Source organism: Saliphagus infecundisoli (genome assembly GCF_020177375.1).
Taxonomy (GTDB): domain Archaea; phylum Halobacteriota; class Halobacteria; order Halobacteriales; family Natrialbaceae; genus Saliphagus; species Saliphagus infecundisoli.
Map to the genome: position 1 here is coordinate 1 of NZ_JAIWHV010000038.1, position 20,382 is coordinate 20,382.

16 protein-coding genes and 4 pseudogenes are annotated in these 20,382 nt (G+C 53.8%); 10 read left to right on the plus strand and 10 right to left on the minus strand.

What is annotated here, in order from left to right; translation table 11 throughout:
* The first annotated feature begins 137 nt into the window (after positions 1-137).
* The 8 genes and pseudogenes from LCF40_RS20955 (at position 138) to LCF40_RS20995 (ending at position 8,909) form a co-directional block, all read left to right on the plus strand.
* Complete coding sequence (locus LCF40_RS20955; protein WP_224830093.1) at positions 138-782, plus strand: DUF305 domain-containing protein; 645 nt, start codon at positions 138-140, stop codon at positions 780-782.
* Positions 783-1,114: 332 nt separating this feature from the next.
* Positions 1,115-1,604 (plus strand): annotated as a pseudogene (locus LCF40_RS23895) (transposase); the annotation flags it as partial.
* Between the two features lie 1,640 nt (positions 1,605-3,244).
* Positions 3,245-3,832, plus strand: coding sequence for a rod-determining factor RdfA (gene rdfA, locus LCF40_RS23900; protein ID WP_380682763.1), 588 nt, complete (start codon positions 3,245-3,247; stop codon positions 3,830-3,832).
* A gap of 123 nt (positions 3,833-3,955) precedes the next feature.
* Positions 3,956-5,872 (plus strand): archaea-specific SMC-related protein, encoded by a 1,917-nt coding sequence (locus LCF40_RS20975; protein ID WP_224830095.1) that lies wholly within the window; start codon positions 3,956-3,958, stop codon positions 5,870-5,872.
* A 386-nt stretch (positions 5,873-6,258) separates the two neighbouring features.
* Positions 6,259-6,558, plus strand: a complete 300-nt coding sequence (locus LCF40_RS20980) for a hypothetical protein (RefSeq protein WP_224830096.1) — start codon at positions 6,259-6,261, stop codon at positions 6,556-6,558.
* Between the two features lie 100 nt (positions 6,559-6,658).
* Positions 6,659-7,227: pseudogene (locus tag LCF40_RS20985) on the plus strand (transposase); the annotation flags it as partial.
* A gap of 59 nt (positions 7,228-7,286) precedes the next feature.
* Positions 7,287-8,098: pseudogene (locus LCF40_RS20990) on the plus strand (IS6 family transposase).
* A 142-nt stretch (positions 8,099-8,240) separates the two neighbouring features.
* Entirely contained in the window at positions 8,241-8,909 is a 669-nt protein-coding gene (locus tag LCF40_RS20995; protein WP_224830097.1) for a DUF7546 family protein, read from the plus strand.
* A gap of 54 nt (positions 8,910-8,963) precedes the next feature.
* Here the strand turns inward: LCF40_RS20995 and LCF40_RS21000 are convergent, their stop codons facing one another.
* From LCF40_RS21000 to LCF40_RS21035, 8 genes are all read right to left on the minus strand, one after another.
* A complete protein-coding gene (locus LCF40_RS21000) occupies positions 8,964-10,448 on the minus strand; it encodes a multicopper oxidase family protein (RefSeq protein WP_224830098.1) in 1,485 nt (494 codons plus the stop codon).
* Positions 10,432-11,037, minus strand: coding sequence for a helix-turn-helix transcriptional regulator (locus LCF40_RS21005; RefSeq protein ID WP_224830099.1), 606 nt, complete (start codon positions 11,035-11,037; stop codon positions 10,432-10,434). The genes LCF40_RS21000 and LCF40_RS21005 overlap by 17 nt, the downstream gene beginning before the upstream one ends.
* A 266-nt stretch (positions 11,038-11,303) precedes the next feature.
* Complete coding sequence (locus tag LCF40_RS21010; RefSeq protein ID WP_224830100.1) at positions 11,304-11,801, minus strand: DUF411 domain-containing protein; 498 nt, start codon at positions 11,799-11,801, stop codon at positions 11,304-11,306.
* 156 nt (positions 11,802-11,957) lie between these two features.
* Entirely contained in the window at positions 11,958-12,581 is a 624-nt protein-coding gene (locus LCF40_RS21015) for a cupredoxin domain-containing protein (protein WP_224830101.1), read from the minus strand.
* A 32-nt stretch (positions 12,582-12,613) separates the two neighbouring features.
* Positions 12,614-12,838, minus strand: a complete 225-nt coding sequence (locus LCF40_RS21020) for a rhodanese-like domain-containing protein (RefSeq protein WP_224830102.1) — start codon at positions 12,836-12,838, stop codon at positions 12,614-12,616.
* 4 nt (positions 12,839-12,842) lie between these two features.
* Positions 12,843-13,445: a hypothetical protein gene (locus LCF40_RS21025; RefSeq protein WP_224830103.1), complete on the minus strand. Its 603-nt coding sequence runs from the start codon at positions 13,443-13,445 to the stop codon at positions 12,843-12,845.
* Between the two features lie 29 nt (positions 13,446-13,474).
* On the minus strand, positions 13,475-14,479 hold the full coding sequence (locus tag LCF40_RS21030; RefSeq protein ID WP_224830104.1) for a DUF63 family protein: 1,005 nt from the start codon (positions 14,477-14,479) through the stop codon (positions 13,475-13,477).
* 212 nt (positions 14,480-14,691) lie between these two features.
* Positions 14,692-15,282 (minus strand): AsnC family transcriptional regulator, encoded by a 591-nt coding sequence (locus tag LCF40_RS21035; RefSeq protein WP_224830105.1) that lies wholly within the window; start codon positions 15,280-15,282, stop codon positions 14,692-14,694.
* A 194-nt stretch (positions 15,283-15,476) separates the two neighbouring features.
* On the opposite strand from LCF40_RS21035, the gene LCF40_RS21040 reads away from it, so the two are divergent.
* On the plus strand, positions 15,477-15,965 hold the full coding sequence (locus LCF40_RS21040) for a halocyanin domain-containing protein (protein ID WP_224830106.1): 489 nt from the start codon (positions 15,477-15,479) through the stop codon (positions 15,963-15,965).
* Positions 15,966-17,451: 1,486 nt separating this feature from the next.
* Here LCF40_RS21040 and LCF40_RS21045 read toward each other — a convergent pair.
* The gene (locus LCF40_RS21045) at positions 17,452-18,387 is read right to left on the minus strand and encodes an alpha/beta hydrolase (RefSeq protein WP_224830107.1); all 936 of its coding nucleotides are present in this window, start codon (positions 18,385-18,387) and stop codon (positions 17,452-17,454) included.
* A gap of 145 nt (positions 18,388-18,532) precedes the next feature.
* A pseudogene (locus tag LCF40_RS21050) lies at positions 18,533-19,500 on the minus strand (ArdC-like ssDNA-binding domain-containing protein).
* A gap of 176 nt (positions 19,501-19,676) precedes the next feature.
* Here LCF40_RS21050 and LCF40_RS21055 point away from each other — a divergent pair.
* A complete protein-coding gene (locus tag LCF40_RS21055; protein WP_224830108.1) occupies positions 19,677-20,327 on the plus strand; it encodes a helix-turn-helix domain-containing protein in 651 nt (216 codons plus the stop codon).
* Positions 20,328-20,382: the final 55 nt, after the last annotated feature.

Sequence of the window (20,382 nt, forward strand, 5' to 3'; positions counted from 1 at the left end):
TTTCGACAGAATTGATGTTGTTGGCATCCGTTTCACCCGATGACGGCCTATCTGATGACGTGGAAATCACAGACATCAGGCCGTCACTACCGGCTCACGCCGGTTTTAAATAGTCGAAACGCCACAGTGGGTACGCAATGATGGAAGATGGACATCAGAACGCCGTAGTGGACAATAGCTTGTTTCGTCGGTCATTCCTAAAGACAGGTACGCTCACTTCTAGTGGGCTTGCACTAGGGCTCTCGGGGACAGCACCCGTTAGCGCCGGAGATGAGGAAAACGGCGATGGTGATTCTGAAGGGCTCAATCTGGCAGACGTTTCCTATCTCCAGTTACTTGCCTATCACCACCGGAGTGCGATCCAAATTGGAGAGATGGCCCTCAATCGGGCCGAACATCAGGAACTACGTAACTTTCTGGAGCAGTCCATCAATAACCAGATTGAAGGCCTAGAGAAAATAAAAAGCATCCTCTCAGACGCTGGAATCGATCCCGGATGTGTGTTAGATATCGACCTTGAGGACGTTCGAGTACTAATTACGGGGATTCCAGGCGAACCGAAGCCGAACGAACGCGCATACTTGAAAACATTAGAAGGTGAAGAGTTCGATCTGCGATTTCTGGAGATCTTTCCGTACCATCACCGCGGGGCTGTTCAGCTATCGAAGGTGGTCCTAAGAGAAGGCCGATCTGCCGAAGTAGAACAGCTAGCTCAGAATACCATTGAAACACAGATTGAAGGTATCACCCAAATGTACCAGTGGTACATTAATTGGATATAACCGCTACCGCTTGCCACCTTTGCTCGATTAACCTCATCCTCATTCACCATGGTTTCGGACCTGCTGTGCCTCATCAAACCTACATCCTACAGCCAATCCTTTCAGCCGCTGTCACTGTACTCTAGGTGGATGACGACATGCCGGGCACCGCTTTAATCAGGTCACGGATGTTTCCTGTGAATTGGCTTCTTTTTCGCCGTCTGTTCCCGCCCACTACTATTTGGTATCACATATAAAGCGGACCCTCTTGGGTAGGAGATTGTTGATGCTGCTGAGCGGTAGCTGTTGAGTCAAAGAGGACAAGGGCGCCGCGTCAGCGGTGCCTGGCAGGAATGATTCCGTTGGATGTGTTTGGGTCGGAATCGGCCGAAGCGGACCTGTTGGTGCAAGTTCGTTGGCGTGAGGGTGTGACTTGCCCCCGCTGCCGGTTTCTGACCGTGAGTGGTCTGCGCAACGTTTGAACACGTGGTCACTGAGACCGAGATTGATAGGATGAAGAGCCGCAGCTTGCAGACTGGAGAGATGCAAAGGTTATGCCAACCACTCCAGGTCAGAAATGGCAGATATGGGCACTTTCAGCGGTATTTCTATAAGGATTGTAGCCACACATTCAACCACAAAACTGGCACAATCTTTGCTCACTCCAAAATGGCACTCCGCCGGTGGTGGTTCTCAATTTATGCGTTCCTCCGGTTTAACACAAGTTTTCGGCAATTACAGTGTGAAATCGAGGTTACATACAAAACGATATACTGGCGCATCGAGCACTCTGGCAAAGCGCTTAATGCGCCTTCCCTCGATCTTGTTGGATCGGTCGAAATCTCCTTGAGATAGAACCCTATTGGTATATGGACCCTGCTGCAACCACAGGGTAGCCATCGTTGGATGATCTCGAGAAGACCGGGCAGTCCATTGCTACTGATTCTCAGGCGCTTTGAGTGCTATACTACCTTTGCGGGATATTGAGACAACCGCAATCAGGAAGATTCAACAGAGCAGCGTGCCTTACGATAGCGCTATTGTAACAAGCCGATTCAGATCGTCACTGAACAGATCGATGTATATTACAGCAGAGTTATTGTAACAACATTAGTGGGAGGGATAACGTGTCCATTTTCGTCATGCCGTCAAAGTCTATTATTCTTAACGCACAGGCACTGTTCAGGTGAGAAATTGAAGGGATGAGGGGGTGGGATTCGAGGTGGAATACCAGAATTTCGCCGCCTCAACGGAGCTAGCATTGAAATCCAGTTTGATTTTGTGGAGCGAGAGCAGACGCCGCGCGAACTGATGCAGTTGAGTGGCCAACTCCAATGCGCTAACGGCCACTTTCAAATAATATTTCTTTTTTAGGGTATTCAGTCCTGAGCGAGCTCGCTTGACCTTCACAACTAGTCCAGAAAGCTAATCTACAACCGACAGATGGCGAACAGCTGGATTACGTCGCGCTCGACGAGACAGTGATCCAACACAACGACCAGCGTTACTGAGTGTACGCTGCCGCCGACCCAGATACGACGAATTCATCCACGTCAGACTATTATCGACGGGACGAAAGAATTACCTCGATCTTTCTCTCTGAACTCATAAAGAAACACGACGTCGAAGACGCCGTGTTTCTCGTCGATTCTGTGCCGTGGCTCAAATCTTCACTCCACCGTCATGACCTCCGATTTTGTCACGAGATACACGGAAATCGATACGTCGCCAAACGTATATTCCAGTAGATAAATCAACGAACCTACCAGTTTGAGATCGTTTCAGAATCACCGAACTGGAAAACGGCAAAACCTGGCTCCAGAGCTACGCCAACTGCTGGACCCAAGTAATCTGAAAAATGCCATGAGCACGATGTAAAATTACACAGGTAGCAAGGAGAAAGCCCACGACTTGAGCCCTGTCTCTTACCCACAAGTGCACGGCGCTCCACACGAGCGTTTCAGACGCTCGCGACCTCGATTTGCGACTAACAGATTGAGGTGGGAAGTGATCCGGATAATGATATCGACGGTGAGGGGTGGATGAACGTGGGTGAGTGAGATCGTCGAAATCATAACTTGGGGCTAGATAGGTCGGTAAAACTCGGATTTTTGGTCGCATTCATCGATCCCGTTCTCTTACTATACCAGCTCGATTTATGGGTAAGAGACAGGACTTGAGCCGTGGGATGAATCTCGTACGCTATATAACGCTGGGGGTGTTTAACACTATATCAGCAGGATGGGGTCGAGCCGAACCGACCCAAACGCCTCTGGAGACTGGGGCCACTGTGCCGTCGGGTAGAAGCCCTGTCGTGGAATGAGGAAACTCAGAGTTTACTCGTGGGAGCCATCACCTATCCACGTCCTATCCTAGCACAGGATAGGCGGTACCGACAGTCTGTGCTCGAACTGGTTGGCTCGTGTAGTTCAGCGAGACCGATTAGAATATCCGCTGTCCCCCCTAGGATTCATTAAGCGGCTATGTGCAAGGTCGAACGAATTATCCAGAAATACAATCTTTCGGACTTGGATAGCGAGATACGGCGTCAGCATCGCAATGGCAATAGCCTCCGCAGCTTAGAGACACTCATCAATAAACGTGTTCTCGAACGAGCTCTGATGGACGCAGAAGTGGCCCTCATCGGAGATACTGAAAGCATCTACCAGGTCCTCACACAGAATGATAGCGCTCCTGGACGAAAAACAGAGATACGCTCACAGCTCGAACGGGCTGGCCCGCCAGCCAGTGACGTTGAAGAAGATTTCATTTCCCACCAGACTGTGAAGCGGCATCTCCAAAATTGTCTGGGAATCGATACGAAACGACAAGCGCAAATCACGCTTGATGACGCTGAAGATACGATTGAATGGTCCCAATCCCGTAATCGATCCGTAATTGAGAATACTCTTACACGTCTTCACAAGGCTGGACTCATTGAGGCTGGTCACCTTGATGTGACGCAATCAGTCAGGGTAACTTGTGAAAACACAGGAAACACTTTCCATCTACGAGAGTTCCTAAAGCGTGGCGGGTGCGATTGCCACAGTTCATCGGACGACGCTCCGTAAACTGGTTGCCGATACAATTGGTGCTCCTATCGCGCCTCGTCTTCGGACATCCCGATTCCGCTGTCTTCCATCGTCCGTTGTGACTAAGTGCCTACCAGCGAATTATTGACATACTCAGAAACCATGCCACAACACACGAACGCGACGCCTGCAACAGTATCTGTCCGTAACATCGGTGGGATCAACAGATGCGAAATCGAGTTCGATTCCGGCGTGACCGTACTCACTGGCCAGAATGCGACGAATCGAACTTCACTGCTAAGTGCGATCGCCGGTGCACTCGGTGGCTCTACCGCCTCACTGAAAAGTGATACTGAGGAGGGAAGTGTCCGGCTTGAATTCGATGGTGAGACCTACACACGTCACTATAACCGTCAATCTGGTGGAACGGTCATCGCTGAGGGCGACCCATATGCTAATAATTCTGAACTCGTTGATCTGTTTGTGTGTCTTCTTGAGGACAACCCAGCTCGTCGTGCTGTTGAACGAGGGGACGATCTCCGTAACGTCCTCATGCAGCCCGTCGATACGGATTACATTCAGGAACGTATCGGGGAATTCGAACGTGAGCGCCAGCAAGTAAGTACGCGTCTCGAAGAAATCGAGCGTGAGCGTGATCGCCTCCCTGGACTTGAAGAGCGCCGAACCGCCCTCCAAGCAGACCTTGAAGACACCACAGAAAAACTCGAGGCGCTTCGCGAGCAGGTAGCCGGCCAGGAGGTTGATGTCGAAATGGCTGAAGCTGCGGAAGACCTTCTGGACGAACTTGAATCCCGTCGACAGACGCTCACACGGACCCGCGACCAGATCGAAACCCAGCAATCGACTCTTGAGGCATTACGAGAGGAGCATGCGGAAATTTCTGAGGAGGTCGAGCAGATCGATGAACGGGACGCAGACCGCGGGCGTCTCGAACACGAACTCGATCGGTTACAGGATCGCGAACACGAGCTACAGAATTCAATTAATGACCTCTCTGCACTCGTAGAGTTTAACGAGGGACTGATCGACTCACCTAATGTGCCCATTGGGGAGGAGCAGTCTGAACCAGATACGACGGCCGAACTTGATCCCATGTCAGCCACGGTTGAATGCTGGACCTGTGGGAGTCACGTCAAACGGCGAGAAATCGACACTCAACTGACTGAACTGCGAAACATCGTCGAGGATAAACGTACCGAGCGACAGGAAATTCAGACCCAACTCGCCGAAGTCCGCGAGAAACTCAAGAGCATTCGTTCACGGGAAGAGAGACGGCAAGAACTTAAAGAACGACTTAATGAAGTCGATCGGCAGATGCAGCGTCGAGAACAGCAGGTCGGTGACCTCGAAGACAAAGCCGCCGATGTCCAAACGGAAATCCGCGAGTTAGAGGACGAGGTTACAAAGACTGAAGACCTCCGTGAGAGCGAGCTAGTTGAGCAGTATGAGCAGCTCTCTGAACTGGAATATGAACGGGGCCAGATCGAGCAAGAACTAACTGACGTTGAAGATCAAATTCGGGAACTTAAAGCAGTGACTGACGAGCGTGAGCAGCTCGAGGCTCAGCAGGCACAACTACGGGACGAACTCGAATCATTACGAACACGCATCGAGGACTTAGAACGTGATGCTGTTGACGCGTTCAATGAACATATGGCCACAGTCCTATCACTATTAGAGTACGAGAATATTGAACGAGTCTGGATTGAGCGGAAAGCATCGGATAGTGGATCCGAGGGAAGCCTCGAGTTACATGTGGTGCGGTCAACCGAGGATGGTACAGTATACGAAGATACGATTGATCATCTGAGCGAAAGTGAACGGGAAGTGATCGGGCTCGTGGTCGCGCTTGCGGGCTATCTCGTTCACGATGTATACGAAACGATTCCAGTGATACTACTGGATTCGCTCGAAGCAATCGACGCCGAACGAATTGCTCGGTTAATTGATTACTTGGCCGAGTTTGCACCGTATCTCATCGTCGCATTACTTGAGGAAGACGCTCAGGGACTCGACGACGCGTACACAGAAGTATCAGCTGACGCACTCGAACCATAACGGAGTATCACCTTGAAAATAATCAAAGACTCTGCTTTCGACCCCCATTACTGATGGGGGTGGACCACCCACCGAGTAGGTATGACGTCAGATCAACTCGTCACGATCATCTTGGTGGTCTCTGGACTTATAGGAATCGTGGCAATTGGGTTAGCGTTAGTGGCCTACCTCCGATTTCGCCATACGAGCTACTGCCGTTTGTTACAGCCGTTAGTTTGCGTTCCAATACTGTTCGTGCTCGCACACGGTCTCGTGCTACTGTGGCCAAGCCATCCACCCGTTGTAGATCTGCTTGAGCCGCTTGCGTTTACAGGACTAGGTATTGGTGTGGTGCGTCTCATTCAGCTTCATCCGCGTATAAGCGAAGCTCCAGGGGGTGATCAAGGATGATTATCGGACTCATAGAACTCTATGAAGTAGTAATCGGGATGGGAGTGGTTGCAGGTGTCGCATTCCTTCTCTACTCCGGCGATTTCGTCGTTGTCCATCGACGATTCATGGGATTAATCGCTCTCGGAACTGGTATCACCGTCGTCAGTAAGGTGATATTCTTGATGTATTGGCCAGCAGGCATCCAGCTCACGCATCTCGTGTTCATGCTTTTCCTTACGGCTAGTCTCTACTCACTTATTGTAGGATACCCAACCGAGAAGGAGCAGTGGTTCCGCGTCCTGTTTCCTCGATAATCGTACGGCGTTCTATATGACTAGCTCTGGTGAATCGCTAGACAACGTCGGGTTGTGCCGTTAGAACTAGGGAGGTGAAGCGGGAAACGGTGGATGCTTCATGTCCAAAATTTCCTGCTTCACTGGAAAGGTGGTGGCGTTGGCTCAAAGTGCTGTTGGTGGTTGAGACGAATCCGCTCCCCCGAAGGGTGGCGGCGGGTTCGTCGACTATGCCGTTGTTTCGCTCCATTGTCTGCAGATTTACCTGGAGAAATCCTATCGCGAAGCGCCCCTCTTCTTTAACGAGACGCAACAAATACTCGAGGAAATTGGCCTCAATGCGGCCGGTTTCCTGGATCTCTCGACTCTAGTAAAGGATTTGATGGGATCGGGATAGCGATGTGGCGAGCGTTGTTGCGCCTGTGAGTACAGCTGCACGAACCATCAGGTCACGCTGTGATGGATGCGATGTTTTTCGACCGTAAGAACGCGAGCAAATACTACTGCCGACGAGCGAATTACCGCGTTCAGACGCTCAAAACAACCGCTTTCATCGATACAGAGTTACAAGTTGTCCTCGACGTTCACTGGACGATCGAAAGACGTCACGATACACAGCTCGGCTGGCAGCCCGCCCGCCTCAACGCGGGCGAGTTCATGCTCTCGATCGGTTCGAAGCTGCGATATGACTTATTCGCAGGTAGGCTAGTGTCTAGTCAACGAGCGAGCAGTTCTTAGGTTTGGCTGTCATGCACACCCAAGAACCGCTCACTGTTACGCTCGAAGCCGATCCGCTTGACTGTTGGGCTGGGGAAAGCACCGCGAGTGCTCTGAGGTCGCTCACGGTGCGGCTCCATGCGTCAGGACTCTCACTTCGTGAGACCGCTGCAGCTCTCGAAATGTTTGGCGTGACTCGGTCACATCAGGCAGTGTTTCAGTGGGTTCACCGGGTTGCAGAAGAGGCTCCAGACCCGCCGGCGGCGAAGCCGTCGCGGGTCGCTGTCGACGAAACAGCGGTGACGATCGGAACCGAGCAACACTGGTTGTACGCCGCGATCGACGTCGAGACGAAACATCTGCTGGATGTCTGGATTTCTCCTCGTCGAGGAACGGATCCAACGGCCGAGTTTCTCGGCCGGCTGGCCGAGAAACACGACCTCTCGGAGGCGACGTTTCTCGTTGACGGAATGGGCTACCTGACCGCCCCTGCCCGGTGCGATCTCCACGGCCATCTGGATTATGTCGGGTGGAATCTGATCGAGATATGTTCCAGTCGCTGGCGATGGGGATCGATCGCTTCCACCAGACGTGGATGGGGCGGCGAGCCAGCGGAGTGGTCAGCGCAAAATTGAATCCTTCCAGAACAGGCGTGAGATCCACTGCAAAACCATTAGACGGCACCGGAATGAATTGGAAAGGGCTCGTTCTCCAACTGAGGGCCCATAACTTACGCAGACCACTCGGGCTCTGGGTCGCTGCCTTCATCCACTATTACAACCGGCACCATCCAAATCAATCGCTCGATAACCGCATTTCCGCTGAGGAAGTGATGAACCGATGACTAGACATTACCGGACTGACGAAGAGTCAACCTCTCAGTCCTATCTACTCCTATACCAGATTTTGGCTGCTACTAGGGAACTTTCGAGAGTATTTTACTCACCCATCTCATCATCTCCGATATTCAAAACTCGCCTTGTAATATGGTCGAACTATCTCTAAGCCGGGTGCATAACGCCATCAAGATTGACCTCTATACACTCACCGTAGTGAATCTCCTTTTGTCCCTCCAAATCCTTGTAACAATTACATACACCGTCCTGACCGGCGTAACTGTCCCAGGATTTCGGTATGCTCTCATCCCGTTCATCTGGCTAAATGTGGCAGCCTGGGCCGTATTACGGGCGGCTCCCACCACACGGGGCATAAAACACAGAGCAGCCGCCTTCGGAAGCGCAGCGACATATTTCCTGCTCATACTCTATCTGTCGGGCTTGCTCAGACCGAGTTCAACCGCACTTGAGCAGGTAACTGGAGCGGCTGGATTCGGCATTACTTGGCGCTCACTCGGATGGGGGCCGACGCTGTTGTACTCAGGAGAGTGGGCCAGCCTGGTGTTGATCCCGTACCAGGTGATTGGTTATCTCGCATTAGCGTATCTTCTCTACGTGGCCGTTCTGGATATTACGAACTCGGCGTTTGGTGGCATCGTTGGGTTGGCTCCATGTCCCGGCTGTGCCGCACCAGTATTCACTTCCATGATTGCCGGGATTGCAGGCACATCCTCGGCATTCGTGCTTCTCATCACGTATCAATACGAGCTGGCTACGGTGTTATTCGTGACAGCTATTGCCCTTCTCTCTCGACGATAACGAGCGGGACGTGGTGATGATACACCTACGGATTGAAATCTGTGAGACAGATCCCTAGTCGTACTCAAATACGCGAACCATCCCAGTTTCCATGTGGTAGAGGTTGTGGCAGTGGAAGAACCAGTCACCAGGGTTATCCGCGACGAAGTTCAGCGTCCGCTGTCCCATGTGACCCGGGACCGTCACCGTGTCCTGAAGTGCACCGTCAACTTCGAAATGATGGCCATGAAGATGCATCGGGTGGCGCATGGGACTGTGGTTGGTCACCTGAACCTGAACGTGCTCGCCTTCTTCGATTCGGAGTGGATCTGCGTCGGGATACGCCTGGCCGTTGATCGTCCACTCGTCTTCGTCTCCCCCACCCATCATCCCGCCAGACGACAGGTCGAGATCGATCGTGTAGTCCGGTGACCCGTCGTACTGGTCAAGCGAGTCAACGGCGCGAAGATCGCTGTAGTCGAGGAGCTGTGAGCCAGAGAGTTCATCACGAGGCTCTTCATCATCAGTCTCCTCGTACTGCAGGGTGGCGCGTCCAGCTGGAGCCTCCTCGCCGAGAGGATGGACTTGAATCTCCCACGTTCCGGGCTCATTAGCAGTGATGATCGCGTCGAAGCGCTCGCCCATCCCGATGTCGAACCCATCGACTTCGACCGGCTCGACTCCTGGGCCGTCTGCGTGCGTGATTTCCATCGGGTGCCCGGCGATGGCAACGCGGTACGTGGTTGCTGAGCCAGCGTTGAGAAACCGTAGGCGAACCCGCTCGCCTTCCATAACCGTCAACGTGTCCGGTTCGCTCGGCAGCTTCCCGTTGACCAACGTCCCGTCGTACGGTGGCGCGCCGGGAAATCCGCCCATCATGCCCATACCTTCCGACGTAACTTCGGGTTCAGAAGCAAGATACTCATCGAGAACGATCGTGTGTTCGCGGTCGTACTCGACGTGTGGGTCAGCCTCTTCGACGATGAGCGGCCCGAGTAAGCCCCGGTCGAGTTGTAACCCGACGTGGCTGTGATACCAGTGGGTGCCCGTCGGAGCGACGTCGAATTCGTAGACGAACTCGTCACTCGGTTCAATTGGGGGTTGGGTCACGCCCGGAACACCGTCCATTTCATTCGCGTCCTTGAGTGCCATTCCGTGCCAGTGAACCGACGTCTCTTCAGGAAGGTCGTTTTCGACGGTGATCTGCACGCGCTCACCTTCCTCGACTCTCAATTCCGGGCCGGGATACTGGTCGTTGTAGAGCCACGTCTCGATCGTTTCCCCCGGGGCAACATCGAGCTCTCCGATTGTGGCGGTTAAGTGGTACTGTTGGTCAGGATCACCGTCGGTTGACTCCGGATGCTCCTGTGATTCGGGTGCTGACTCGGCTCGTAGATACCGTGTCGCGGCGTAGCCAGTGGCCCCCGCCCCGGTAGCGGTGGCGAGGCCTACGCCCAGCACTGCTCGGCGGGTAATGCGAGACTTGCTATCGCTTTGTGACTCAAGAGGTTCGGTCATTGGTGGTTTCGAATGGACAGAATCGTTATTGTTGGTCTTCATCTTTGAGCAGTTCACCGGGATACACGCGGTACGTTCGGCCCTGCGTTTCACGGTAGAGGAGCCCCCGGTCTTCGAGTTCAGTGACGGTTTGGCTGACTTTAGCTTTCGAAAAATCAGAGCGGGCACGCAGTTCGACCTGTGTGAGGCCCGGGGTGTCGAGAACGGGCTCGATTACTCGCTGTTCGTCTTCTGGGAGCATATCGAGAAGCCGAGGAGCGGGGGTATCCTTGTGGTCGGAGTCTCGTACGGACGCTGTCTTGGTTTGCTCCTGCTCAGTATTGGTCTCCGTGTCCCGGTTGGTTTCGGTATCGTCCGTCCCCGTCGGGGTAGTCGTGAATGTGTCACGGGCGAGAGCATACGTGCCAAGCACGGCGCTGACGGCGATGAGCGTCCCGAACGCGTACCAGAGTGGGTCCATCCCGGGCATCATTTGCATCATACCGCTCGTGGTGCGAAGCCGCCAGTATGCACGCAGTGTGGCGTAGCCGCCGACGGTGAGAATACTGATGACGAGCACAGCGACGAGGCGATCTGCTGTCTGGCGATCCATGGATACGTTGGTTGGACGTGTGGGGAGCTTCGTACTCATTGTTTTGAAAGGTACTTCATCGGGTAGCATCCGCATTTGTCTACGCTCCTAGCCATTTCGATGTAATACAAGACGCCCAAGATGACCAAGAGAAGGACTTCGGCGGTTTTCGACACGAGTGTGAACAGGTCTTCGATGAAATCCACCATATAAGGCATAAGGTATCCTGCATTTACTCCAATTCCCCTTTAGATATCAAAACTCTAAGCGTCTGCATCTCGGATCTATAATTAGACAGTAGGTGCCATTTTGAGTGCGCGAGTCCGTTAAATAGTCATGAATTCATCATACGATCCGTCATCGGATACTGCATAGATGACGAACTCTTCGGCTTTCTTGCCGGGCATTCCTGGTGATCCTCGTGGCATATTTGGTAAGGCGATTCCTGCCACGTCGGGTTCCTCTACTGCGAGTTTCCCGATGGCTTCTTGCGGGACGTGGCCTTCGACGAAATACTCACCAGCGTCCATCGTGTGACAGCTCTCGACGTCCCGAGGGACGTTGTACTCGTCTTTCGTTTCCGCGAGATCATCCACTTCCACGACCTCAATGTCGGCGTCAGTGGCCTCTTCGAGATACGAGGTATACTCAAGACAGCACTCACAGCTGGGCGTTTTATACAGCGTGGCCGTCGTGAGAAACGACGCTGCCGCCTCTCTGTACTGTTCATCGTCGCCACCGGTGCTGAATTCGGCGTCTGTATTCGGCGACCCGAGACAGCCTGCAAGAGTCCCAATACCGATTGCACCGAGCCCACTCAGCACGGAACGGCGTGAGATCCGTCCCTTGTGCCGGTTTGTTCGATCTCGTTGCGGGTCGGTGGCCGTCTCAGGAATCATCGTGTTGCATATCCTTCTGATCCAGCGGGTGGAACGCTATAACCGTTCTTCATCGAGATCAGCTGTACTTCACTCTGAGATTCAGTGGTCATGATCAAGTGCTTCGTTGGCCTGTTCATTGAGTCTCTCGAATAGGTCTCGGGCCTCTTCGGGGAGTTCATCTTGGGGTTCGGCGAGGCCAGGTTGGTTATGTGGATCCGGATCACCGACGATGACTGTTCCAATCATCGCTCTGTAGTCATGGGGGATACAGTAGTAATCGTACACGCCGTCAACCTCGAACTCCCATTTGAATGTCACGCCGTCTTCGCTGATCATGCCGCTATCCCATGGGTCAGCCGTTTCCGGAATTCGAAGCGGCTGGTCAAACTCGGGGTCGTAGGCCGTCGTCGTGTGACTGCCGTTTTCGTTCGTCCACGTGACAGTCCCGCCTGTCTCGACCCACACAATGTGAGGATCGAAGTGATGGCCGTCCTCGTCGGTGAGCATAGCAACATCGGCGTGCGACACAGGACCTTTGACGTCCTCGTCATGGGTGTGAGTATGATCATCATCAGCACTATCGTCCTGACTCTCGACATCAGGCCTGTCAGCCACTGATTCGAGACACCCGGCACTCCCGGCGACCAATGCAGCACTGCCTGCTGTTAGAAAATACCGCCGAGAGACCGATGTACGTCTTCTCTGTTTATCCAGTGTATACATAATATATTCTATGGGATGAAACGGAATCTTGTTCAGATGCCCTTGTTTTGATCAGAGAGGCCCTCAGCTCGATTGAGACTGATCGCACCCGGGACGCGGCCCTTGTCGTATTTCGACGAGAAGCCGTTTTCCGGCGACTCCGGACTCTCGATCTCGAAGAGTCGAAAGGCGGGTCCGTTCGCCTGGAACGCGTCGAGATGGTCTTCGACCCAGTCTTTCGAGACGAGAATGTCAGTGTCGTAATCAGCCTCTGACATCGTATCAGTGACACCCCATTCCCGACCCGTCTCCGTTCATCATGTTATCCATGCCGCCACCCATCATGCCATCCATCATTCCACCATTCATCATCCCCATCATACCGCCACCACCCATCATCTCTTGGCACTCTTCCCTCGTTCTCTCATCCATTTCATCCATCATTTCCTCGCCCATCATCGCTTCAGACTCCTCCATATCATCGCCGTGCATCATCCCCATCATCCCGCCGTCAGCCATGGGACAGTCATTCATCTCGCCCATCATCGCTTCACGCTCTTCTTGCTGCTCGTCCATCGATGTCTCATCATCTGCTCCACCGGCAACGCCCTGTGCAGCAACTGCTCCTGCCGTCAACACGGCAGCCGCGATCAGGACGACCAATCCGATTGTCAATTTGCGCATGTGTATGCAAGCCTCCATCTTCCCTAGGAAACCCCGTGATTTGAGTCCATGGGCGTGAACTGAGCCACTAGAACGGATTTTAGCGTTTCTAACCCGATCTAACCGTTTTTCACAAGCGAAATCGTTCATGCGAATTGTATACGGCGGGTTCAGCGAATCGAACTCAGAGAAGAAGGCTGCAAATCGCTTGAGAGCGTTCATCTGGTACCAAGAGCCATTTTGAGGTGCTGTCATACGCCGAGCATCATGCGCGTCGTGCCGCGGACCCCCATCGGCAGTCCGACCACGATGATAACCATTGCAATCAACCACCACTGTTCTCGCGGGAGGTCGTTTTCACCGTCGACAAGTATCCAAACGACGAAGGTCACCACGAGAAGTTTCACGGCGAACGTCGATCCTTCGAACCCGGTCCAGCGGTACAACTGCTGCGTGAGGAACATCTTTGGCGTGTAACCGTACAGAGTAACCCCGACGAGATTTTGCGCAGCATCCCACATCTGACCGAAGATGACGAGCAAATACATCGGGTGGTGAAGCGCTGACCAGCCAGTTACCGAGCCAGCAAGATAGAAGCCGCCAGTCACGACAATCGCAATGCTCAGCGTCAGCACCGGGACGAGCGGCCGAAACGTCTCCGCAGCAGTGAGCCCGTAGAGCAGAATCCATCCAAGCGCCAGCATCGCCCACGTAGCACCAACTATACCCACTGTCGCAGGAATCGACAAGAGGCCGCGATCACGTAGTGCTGTCCCAACAGCGATGCTGGCGAGTGCAATGCCTGCGACGACGAAGTAAATACTCGGCGTGATGAACCACACATCGAGCGAGCCAAGCAGCGAGGCATCGGCAAGGGCGCGCATCGCACCGCCAGCGACGATAATCGGAGCGAGACTGTAGGCGAGTCGAGTGGTCAGATCGATCGAGAGGGCATCGTGAAACGCCCAGAGTCCAGGCAGACTATACAGGACGATACCCAGGTAGGCGATTGTGTTTACAAGTGTGTATCCTTCAGTCACTTGAATGCCGTAGCGTGTTACCGGCTCTCCGTTTGCATCCGCGACAACTGGCCCCCAGAGGTACTGCCAGATGAACCGCTCGTAGACCAGCTCCGGGAACAGGAGTATGGCACTGAAAACAACCATGACTGGGCCGCCCACGTACAAGAGCCACCAGTTGCGGCTTCCGGTCGGTGGGATGAGTCCTGTACGATCCGTTGTAAGGGGCGTACTCATCGTTCCTCGCCCCAGAGTGGCTGGGTAGCCCAGAATGGAGTGTTGTTAACATAATAGACGATAGCGTCGATAAGTGCGTGTTTGAACCGAGTAACGACAGTGTGATTCATTTGAATTGGATCCCGGCTTCTCTCGAATAGAAGGAGGACGCGTTTAACGCGGTTTCTCTTTACATTTCTAAACAGACTTAAGATATATTGATGAGCTCAAAATCAAGCGTTTTGACGAAGGGTTTCAAACTTTTCTCGAAAGTCACCCTCACACCGTTCGCAACAGAAATGATAGAGCGTTCCATTGAGTCGGGCTGCGGTTCCGTCCTTAGTAACCTGATTCCCGCAAGTAGCACATTCGACGGAGAAGTCGGTTTCGTGAATTGATGGGTCAGAGGTAATGCTGGTGAGCAATTTGATCTCATAATCGGTGTACTCTGACTCCGGGATCGTACCTGCGATAAGCTCGTGTACGCGATTCGGACGACAGACAGCCAGTGCTATGACGTGGGAGTCTGCTGTCGTGTAGACCGTGTGTACCTCATCTATCTGCTCAATCGCATGAGCGACGTCTTCTACGGACGCAGCGGATGTATCGATGTCGATCAATATCGATATACCATCGTGAAGGATGGATCGGTCAAGATCGAGCGTGAACCCTTTGATGACGCCCAGCTCACGAAGCCGCTCGACACGATTGGTGACCGTTGGTTGTGATACGTCTGCCTGTTCGGCGATTTGGCTGTATGATCGCCGGGCATCCTCGCTGAGTAGTCGGAGGATCTGGATGTCGATTTCATCGAGACCACGCATAGCCGACCATAGCCCATGCCTGGTAATAGATGTTAAGATTTCTCCGAGTACTGATTTTGATCTATTAATAGTTTCAGCGTTTGTTTTGAGAGTTAAATGGGAATGGGGAAAGAGGGCCATATCATATTACGTAGTGATGGCGACGATTGGATTGGCGAACGCTTAGCCGTTTCCGCATCAAGCAATCGGGCTCAATGACGATGAAACAAGCCAAATTCGATCGACGAACTGTACTTCGTGCAATCGGAGTCGCGGTAGTCGTCGGTGCCGCCGGCTGCCTCGGTAACGGTGAATCCAATGACGAAGACATGGTTGAGGATGAACCGGACTACGATGGCTGGTTCCACGATGTGGACAACTACGAGGGGACGGTAGATCTGCGTGGCGAAGATGAGGTGACTGTACGCGTTGGCACCGGCGAGCAAGGAGTACAGTTTGATCCGTCGGCAATCCTTGTTAATCACCTCACCACTGTCGTGTGGGAATGGACCGGCGAAGGCGGCCAGCACAACGTCGTCCATGAACCGGAGACAGACGACGAAGACTATGAGTTTGAAAGCGAACTCCTCGGCGAAGAAGGGGAGATATATGAGTATACGTTCAATCACGAACAGGTGTACCGGTATTACTGCGAACCACATCGAGATCTCGGAATGAAAGGCGCTGTCACCGTCGAGCACTGACACAATTAAATCAAAATCAGATAAGGTTGTCCATGACTGAAATACGACACATCGTTACAAAGTATCGTCCAACTGACCAACAATTTCGGTACATCGCTGCGGGCTTAGCTTATCTTGTCGCCGCTCTTCATCTGTTTCACCCGAAGCGAGGGTTTCCGCGGCTTGCGCTAATTTTAACTTTGGATCAACCCCTAGATCATATCCTGTATGATCCACGTCCAGCAGCGTTCGTTCTATCAGGGTTAGCGATCATAATCGGTGTCAAGCTTGTATTATTGGGATTCTCGCGTAAACCAATTTATGCCCTCGGAATGGCACTGATAGCGACGTATTTCGTCGGGTATTTCGTATGGCATCTGACTGGTCACGGTGGGATTTTACCAGGACGTGAACCACTCTACCACGGGCTTCATCCCGTAGCATCCGTCATCTCCCACCTACAAGAGTACCCGATAGCACGAGCCTCAAAAATCGCTGAAGCGATGCTGTTCGCCATCCTTGCCTTCTTATACTATAACGAAACGTGAACTACCCCACTCTACTCGCCCGCTTGCGCTCGCTCGTTGAGGACGGGGCTAGGCACCCTCACCTACAACTAACACGCCAGCTATCATGACTGCTCATTCGTCGTACGACAGAGCAGCGACGCGTCCATCACCAGTGAGGGCCGCGACGACCGGTGCGCTGTGGATGACAGATGACCTCTACGAGTGCCCATCGCCCGACTGTACGTCGACAACCGAGGGTGTTTCCAGGCTGGCCGAGCACATCAACGAGATCCATCCTGGCGGGTTCCGGAGCGACGACTGGCTCCGATGTCGACGGTCGGACGGCCACCCACTGCAATCGGGGGCCCGCGGTCACGTCGTTCCGAGTCCTCTCTCGAGGTCTCCTGTGACGGCGACGTGGAGCCAGACGCAAGCAGTGCGATGCGAGAGACCTCGCCCGCTTGAAGATCACCATCCGTGAGCTCCCGAACCGGAATCTCGATTCGATATGTCTCGTCATCGGCCTCAACCTCGGCACTAAACAGGCAGAGCAACTCTTCAGGTATCTCCATACTGAAATCTTCTATTCGACCATCATGCAACCATCACCTTGAGTCTACTGGTGACTACGGAACGTCACATCGAGAGCCGAATCACTACGAAATTCGGTCGGTACAAGTGCGCCCCTCCGATTCTAACGAACTCAGTACAGAGGCAGCCAGTACTAAAAACAGACGGATGGCTTAGGTCCGCCTGTATGGATGCACGGTAGTGTGGTGAATGCGACGCAACTTTCGAACCGTGCGTGTGAATAACAGTCATGAATACCAATAAGCCTGTCGGATGGCGAGATGCTCACCACCGAGACCGGGACACTGAAATTACCGCTTGTAGTCAAATACTACGATCCTATGGAGAATCTCAGAAGAGCTCATCTAATTTTGATAACGACTCCTCACATCGAGTGCTTGGTTTCTGAGGGCCTCCTGTAACGGCAGTCAGCTCTCGACAAACGCGCTCACAAGATCGCTAGCAATGTCCGCGATCGCATCGTGGGTTCGGTCGACGTCGCGAAAGGTGAGGAAGCCATGGACCATTGCTTTGTAGTTCTCGTAGCGCGTGGGAACGCCGTCGCGGACGAGACGTTCGGCGTACGCAGTTCCCCCATCACGAAGCGGATCGAACCCCGCAGTGAGGACGGTCGCGGGAGCGACCTCCGAAAGGTCACAGGCGTGTGTCGGATCAGCGTAGGGGTTTCGCTCGTGAATCTCGCTGCCGTAGTAACAATCTCGGAACCACCGCAGGTCGGCCTCCGAGAGGACGGTACCCGCGTGCTCCTGGACCGAGGATTGGTCTTCCTTAACCCCGATAGCCGGGTAGAGAAGTGCTTGATGGACAAGTTTGGGGCCGTCACGCTCGGCGGCCATAAGAGACGTTACGGCGGCAAGGTTTCCGCCCGCGGAGTCACCTGCGACAGCGATCTTTCCGGTTGTACTGATCGCCCCCGCATTCGCGGCTGCCCAGTTGACAGCAGCGTAGGCGTCCTCCACTGCTGCCGGGAACGGGTGCTCGGGAGCGAGTCGGTATGCGACTGACAGAACGGCACAGCCGCTTTCCCGTGTGAGATGCCGACAGAGCCAATCGTGTGTCTCGAGACTCCCCACAACGAACCCACCGCCATGGAAGAAGACGACTGTGCCGACGGGCTCGTTGCGATCAGGAAGATACAGACGGACGTCAAGCTCACCTGAGGGACCGGGAATGGTTCGGTCACGAGTTCCCCCTACTGGTGGCGGATTTCGGTTCTGGAGCCACGTCACCGGATGTGAAAGGAGACGGAGGAACTTGATTCCGTATCGATTGTGCGGGAGTGGGAATCGATCCTGACGCTCGACTGCGGCCTTCGCCTGCGGATCGATCTCGTCAGCGTGCATGGCTTAGTCATCTGTCAGATGATACTAAAGGGTACGGAGTAGTCATCGACTCCTTCCTCAACGAGTGGCGAAGGCGCGAGTAGGGAGGGAACTCCGCGCTATCAGGTAGTTGGATTGATCGTTGAGGAGTCGGGTAGGGTGGATTTCACGACCTGGAGGTGCGGGACGTTCTGGCCGCCATTTTGGGTTTCTGTTCGAGTGTTTCAATCAGCTCTTTAGCCGTGTTGCTAATCCGGCGAAGGCGGTCAGAGACTGCTTCGGGATCATTACCGTTCCACGCGGTGAGGTAGAACGCCGACCCGTCATATCTAACCCGAAGTACCGTCCAACGACGTACGCGATGGCTTCAGCTTCCAGTTCACGTTTCGAGCGCTCGGTGTCGTCCTCGACCTCGAAGTGGAGGAGTGTGTGGGCATATTCGTGGATGAGCGTACTCGCGAGGTCGGCCCGATTCTCTCGGTCTTTTACTTCGACCCTGGGGCGCATCGTCATCACGCTCCGGCGTTTACAGACGCCCTTCGCTTCCCCGTAGCTCCACTCTTCGGGAGGGACGATTCGAGGCTCGACTCCCAACGAGTCTGCACTCTCGAGGAGAGCCGGGACCAGATCGCTCGCGTCCCCAGTTGCCTCGGTCTCGAGATCGGGTAGGGGTTCTCCATCGGTTTGGGAGATATCGAAGACGGAAGCGGGTTTGAATCCGACGAGGCCTTTCGACCACTCTTCGGGTGGCGTCTCGTCGTACTCACAGTCGCTGTTCTCATGATAGTTCGGTGAGTTCTCGCACTCAGGACACTGTTTGGTGATGATCGGCGCCCAGATCCAGATCGCGCTCTCGCCTTCTTGGACGTGCCGATCGAACTCGTTGCGCCACGTGTTGTACCCAGCAACCCGACTCGCCTCGGGACACTGGAGTTTGATGAGTAGGGTATTGCGATGGGAGTAGTCGTGGAAGCGACTCTGGACGTCAAGCCACTCCTGGAACTCCGCGTTGGCTGCTGCCTCGTCGACGTCGGTGGTAAGGTCTTCGACCCATTGTTCGATCGTGCTGTCCATCTCGTCGCTTCGCGTCTCCGTCTCACCGAACGAGACTGGTGACTCAGTGCTCTCAGTCATTTCTGAAAACCCTCCACCCCTCCCAGGGGGCCAATCAACACCACCGGGGGGAGCACACCAGTTTTCAATAGACCGTTGCAGACTGCAAGATTGAGTCGGCAGAGAATCGTCCTCGATGGAGGTATCGCCCTCAACAGTCACGATACGCTTACCCTCGCTCGCCGTCAGCAACCTACATGAGTCTCATCGTCGAATGTCAGCTTCGCGCGCCGGACCTACCATTCGGTAACGTTGTGGACGCTGTACCTGACCTGACGCTAGAACTCGAAAGCATGGAACAGTCCCACTCGGGACCACTTGTGTTGTTTATCCGAGCCACAGCGCCTTCATTTGACGGACTACGTTCCGGGCTCGAGGACTCTCCGTTCGTCGAAGACTATTTCCTCATCAGTGAGGTCGAATCGATGCGGCTCTATCAACTCATCTTGACAATCCGTCGCCCTCCATTATTCGATGAGTTGTTAGTCAGGAAGCGATTCCCTGAGAGCGTGACGATTCGTGCCGATGGATTGTACGTCAAACAACAGTTTGCCAATCATGACGAGTTCGCCACGTGGCGTTACTTCCACCGCGACATGGGTATCTCGGTCCAGATCGATCGGTTGTATGAGTCGACCAGTACCGATGCCGAGTTGATCGGCGTGTCTGACAAGCAGCGCGAGGCGCTGCTCACTGCCTACGAAGTCGGCTATTTCGCCGTCCCCCAGCAGGCATCGTTAGATGATATTGAGGCAGAACTTGATATCTCCCGCTCTGCGCTTGCCGAACGGCTGCACCGCGCACAAGCCCACCTCATTGAACATTTCTTCTATGCCGATCTATATTAACCCCCAAAATATGTGGGGAAGTGCTGATTCGCTTTCCCCGTCTCACTTAGACCGT

What these genes read in the sequence shown, in the direction of transcription:
- LCF40_RS20955 (WP_224830093.1), top strand. Translation starts at nt 138, where the DNA reads ATGATGGAAGATGGACATCAGAACGCCGTAGTGGACAATAGCTTGTTT.
- rdfA (WP_380682763.1), top strand. Translation starts at nt 3,245, where the DNA reads ATGTGCAAGGTCGAACGAATTATCCAGAAATACAATCTTTCGGACTTG.
- LCF40_RS20975 (WP_224830095.1), top strand. Translation starts at nt 3,956, where the DNA reads ATGCCACAACACACGAACGCGACGCCTGCAACAGTATCTGTCCGTAAC.
- LCF40_RS20980 (WP_224830096.1), top strand. Translation starts at nt 6,259, where the DNA reads ATGATTATCGGACTCATAGAACTCTATGAAGTAGTAATCGGGATGGGA.
- LCF40_RS20995 (WP_224830097.1), top strand. Translation starts at nt 8,241, where the DNA reads ATGGTCGAACTATCTCTAAGCCGGGTGCATAACGCCATCAAGATTGAC.
- LCF40_RS21000 (WP_224830098.1), bottom strand. Translation starts at nt 10,448, where the DNA reads ATGAAGACCAACAATAACGATTCTGTCCATTCGAAACCACCAATGACC.
- LCF40_RS21005 (WP_224830099.1), bottom strand. Translation starts at nt 11,037, where the DNA reads ATGAGTACGAAGCTCCCCACACGTCCAACCAACGTATCCATGGATCGC.
- LCF40_RS21015 (WP_224830101.1), bottom strand. Translation starts at nt 12,581, where the DNA reads ATGTATACACTGGATAAACAGAGAAGACGTACATCGGTCTCTCGGCGG.
- LCF40_RS21020 (WP_224830102.1), bottom strand. Translation starts at nt 12,838, where the DNA reads ATGTCAGAGGCTGATTACGACACTGACATTCTCGTCTCGAAAGACTGG.
- LCF40_RS21025 (WP_224830103.1), bottom strand. Translation starts at nt 13,445, where the DNA reads ATGAACGCTCTCAAGCGATTTGCAGCCTTCTTCTCTGAGTTCGATTCG.
- LCF40_RS21030 (WP_224830104.1), bottom strand. Translation starts at nt 14,479, where the DNA reads ATGAGTACGCCCCTTACAACGGATCGTACAGGACTCATCCCACCGACC.
- LCF40_RS21035 (WP_224830105.1), bottom strand. Translation starts at nt 15,282, where the DNA reads ATGCGTGGTCTCGATGAAATCGACATCCAGATCCTCCGACTACTCAGC.
- LCF40_RS21040 (WP_224830106.1), top strand. Translation starts at nt 15,477, where the DNA reads ATGACGATGAAACAAGCCAAATTCGATCGACGAACTGTACTTCGTGCA.
- LCF40_RS21045 (WP_224830107.1), bottom strand. Translation starts at nt 18,387, where the DNA reads ATGCACGCTGACGAGATCGATCCGCAGGCGAAGGCCGCAGTCGAGCGT.
- LCF40_RS21055 (WP_224830108.1), top strand. Translation starts at nt 19,677, where the DNA reads ATGAGTCTCATCGTCGAATGTCAGCTTCGCGCGCCGGACCTACCATTC.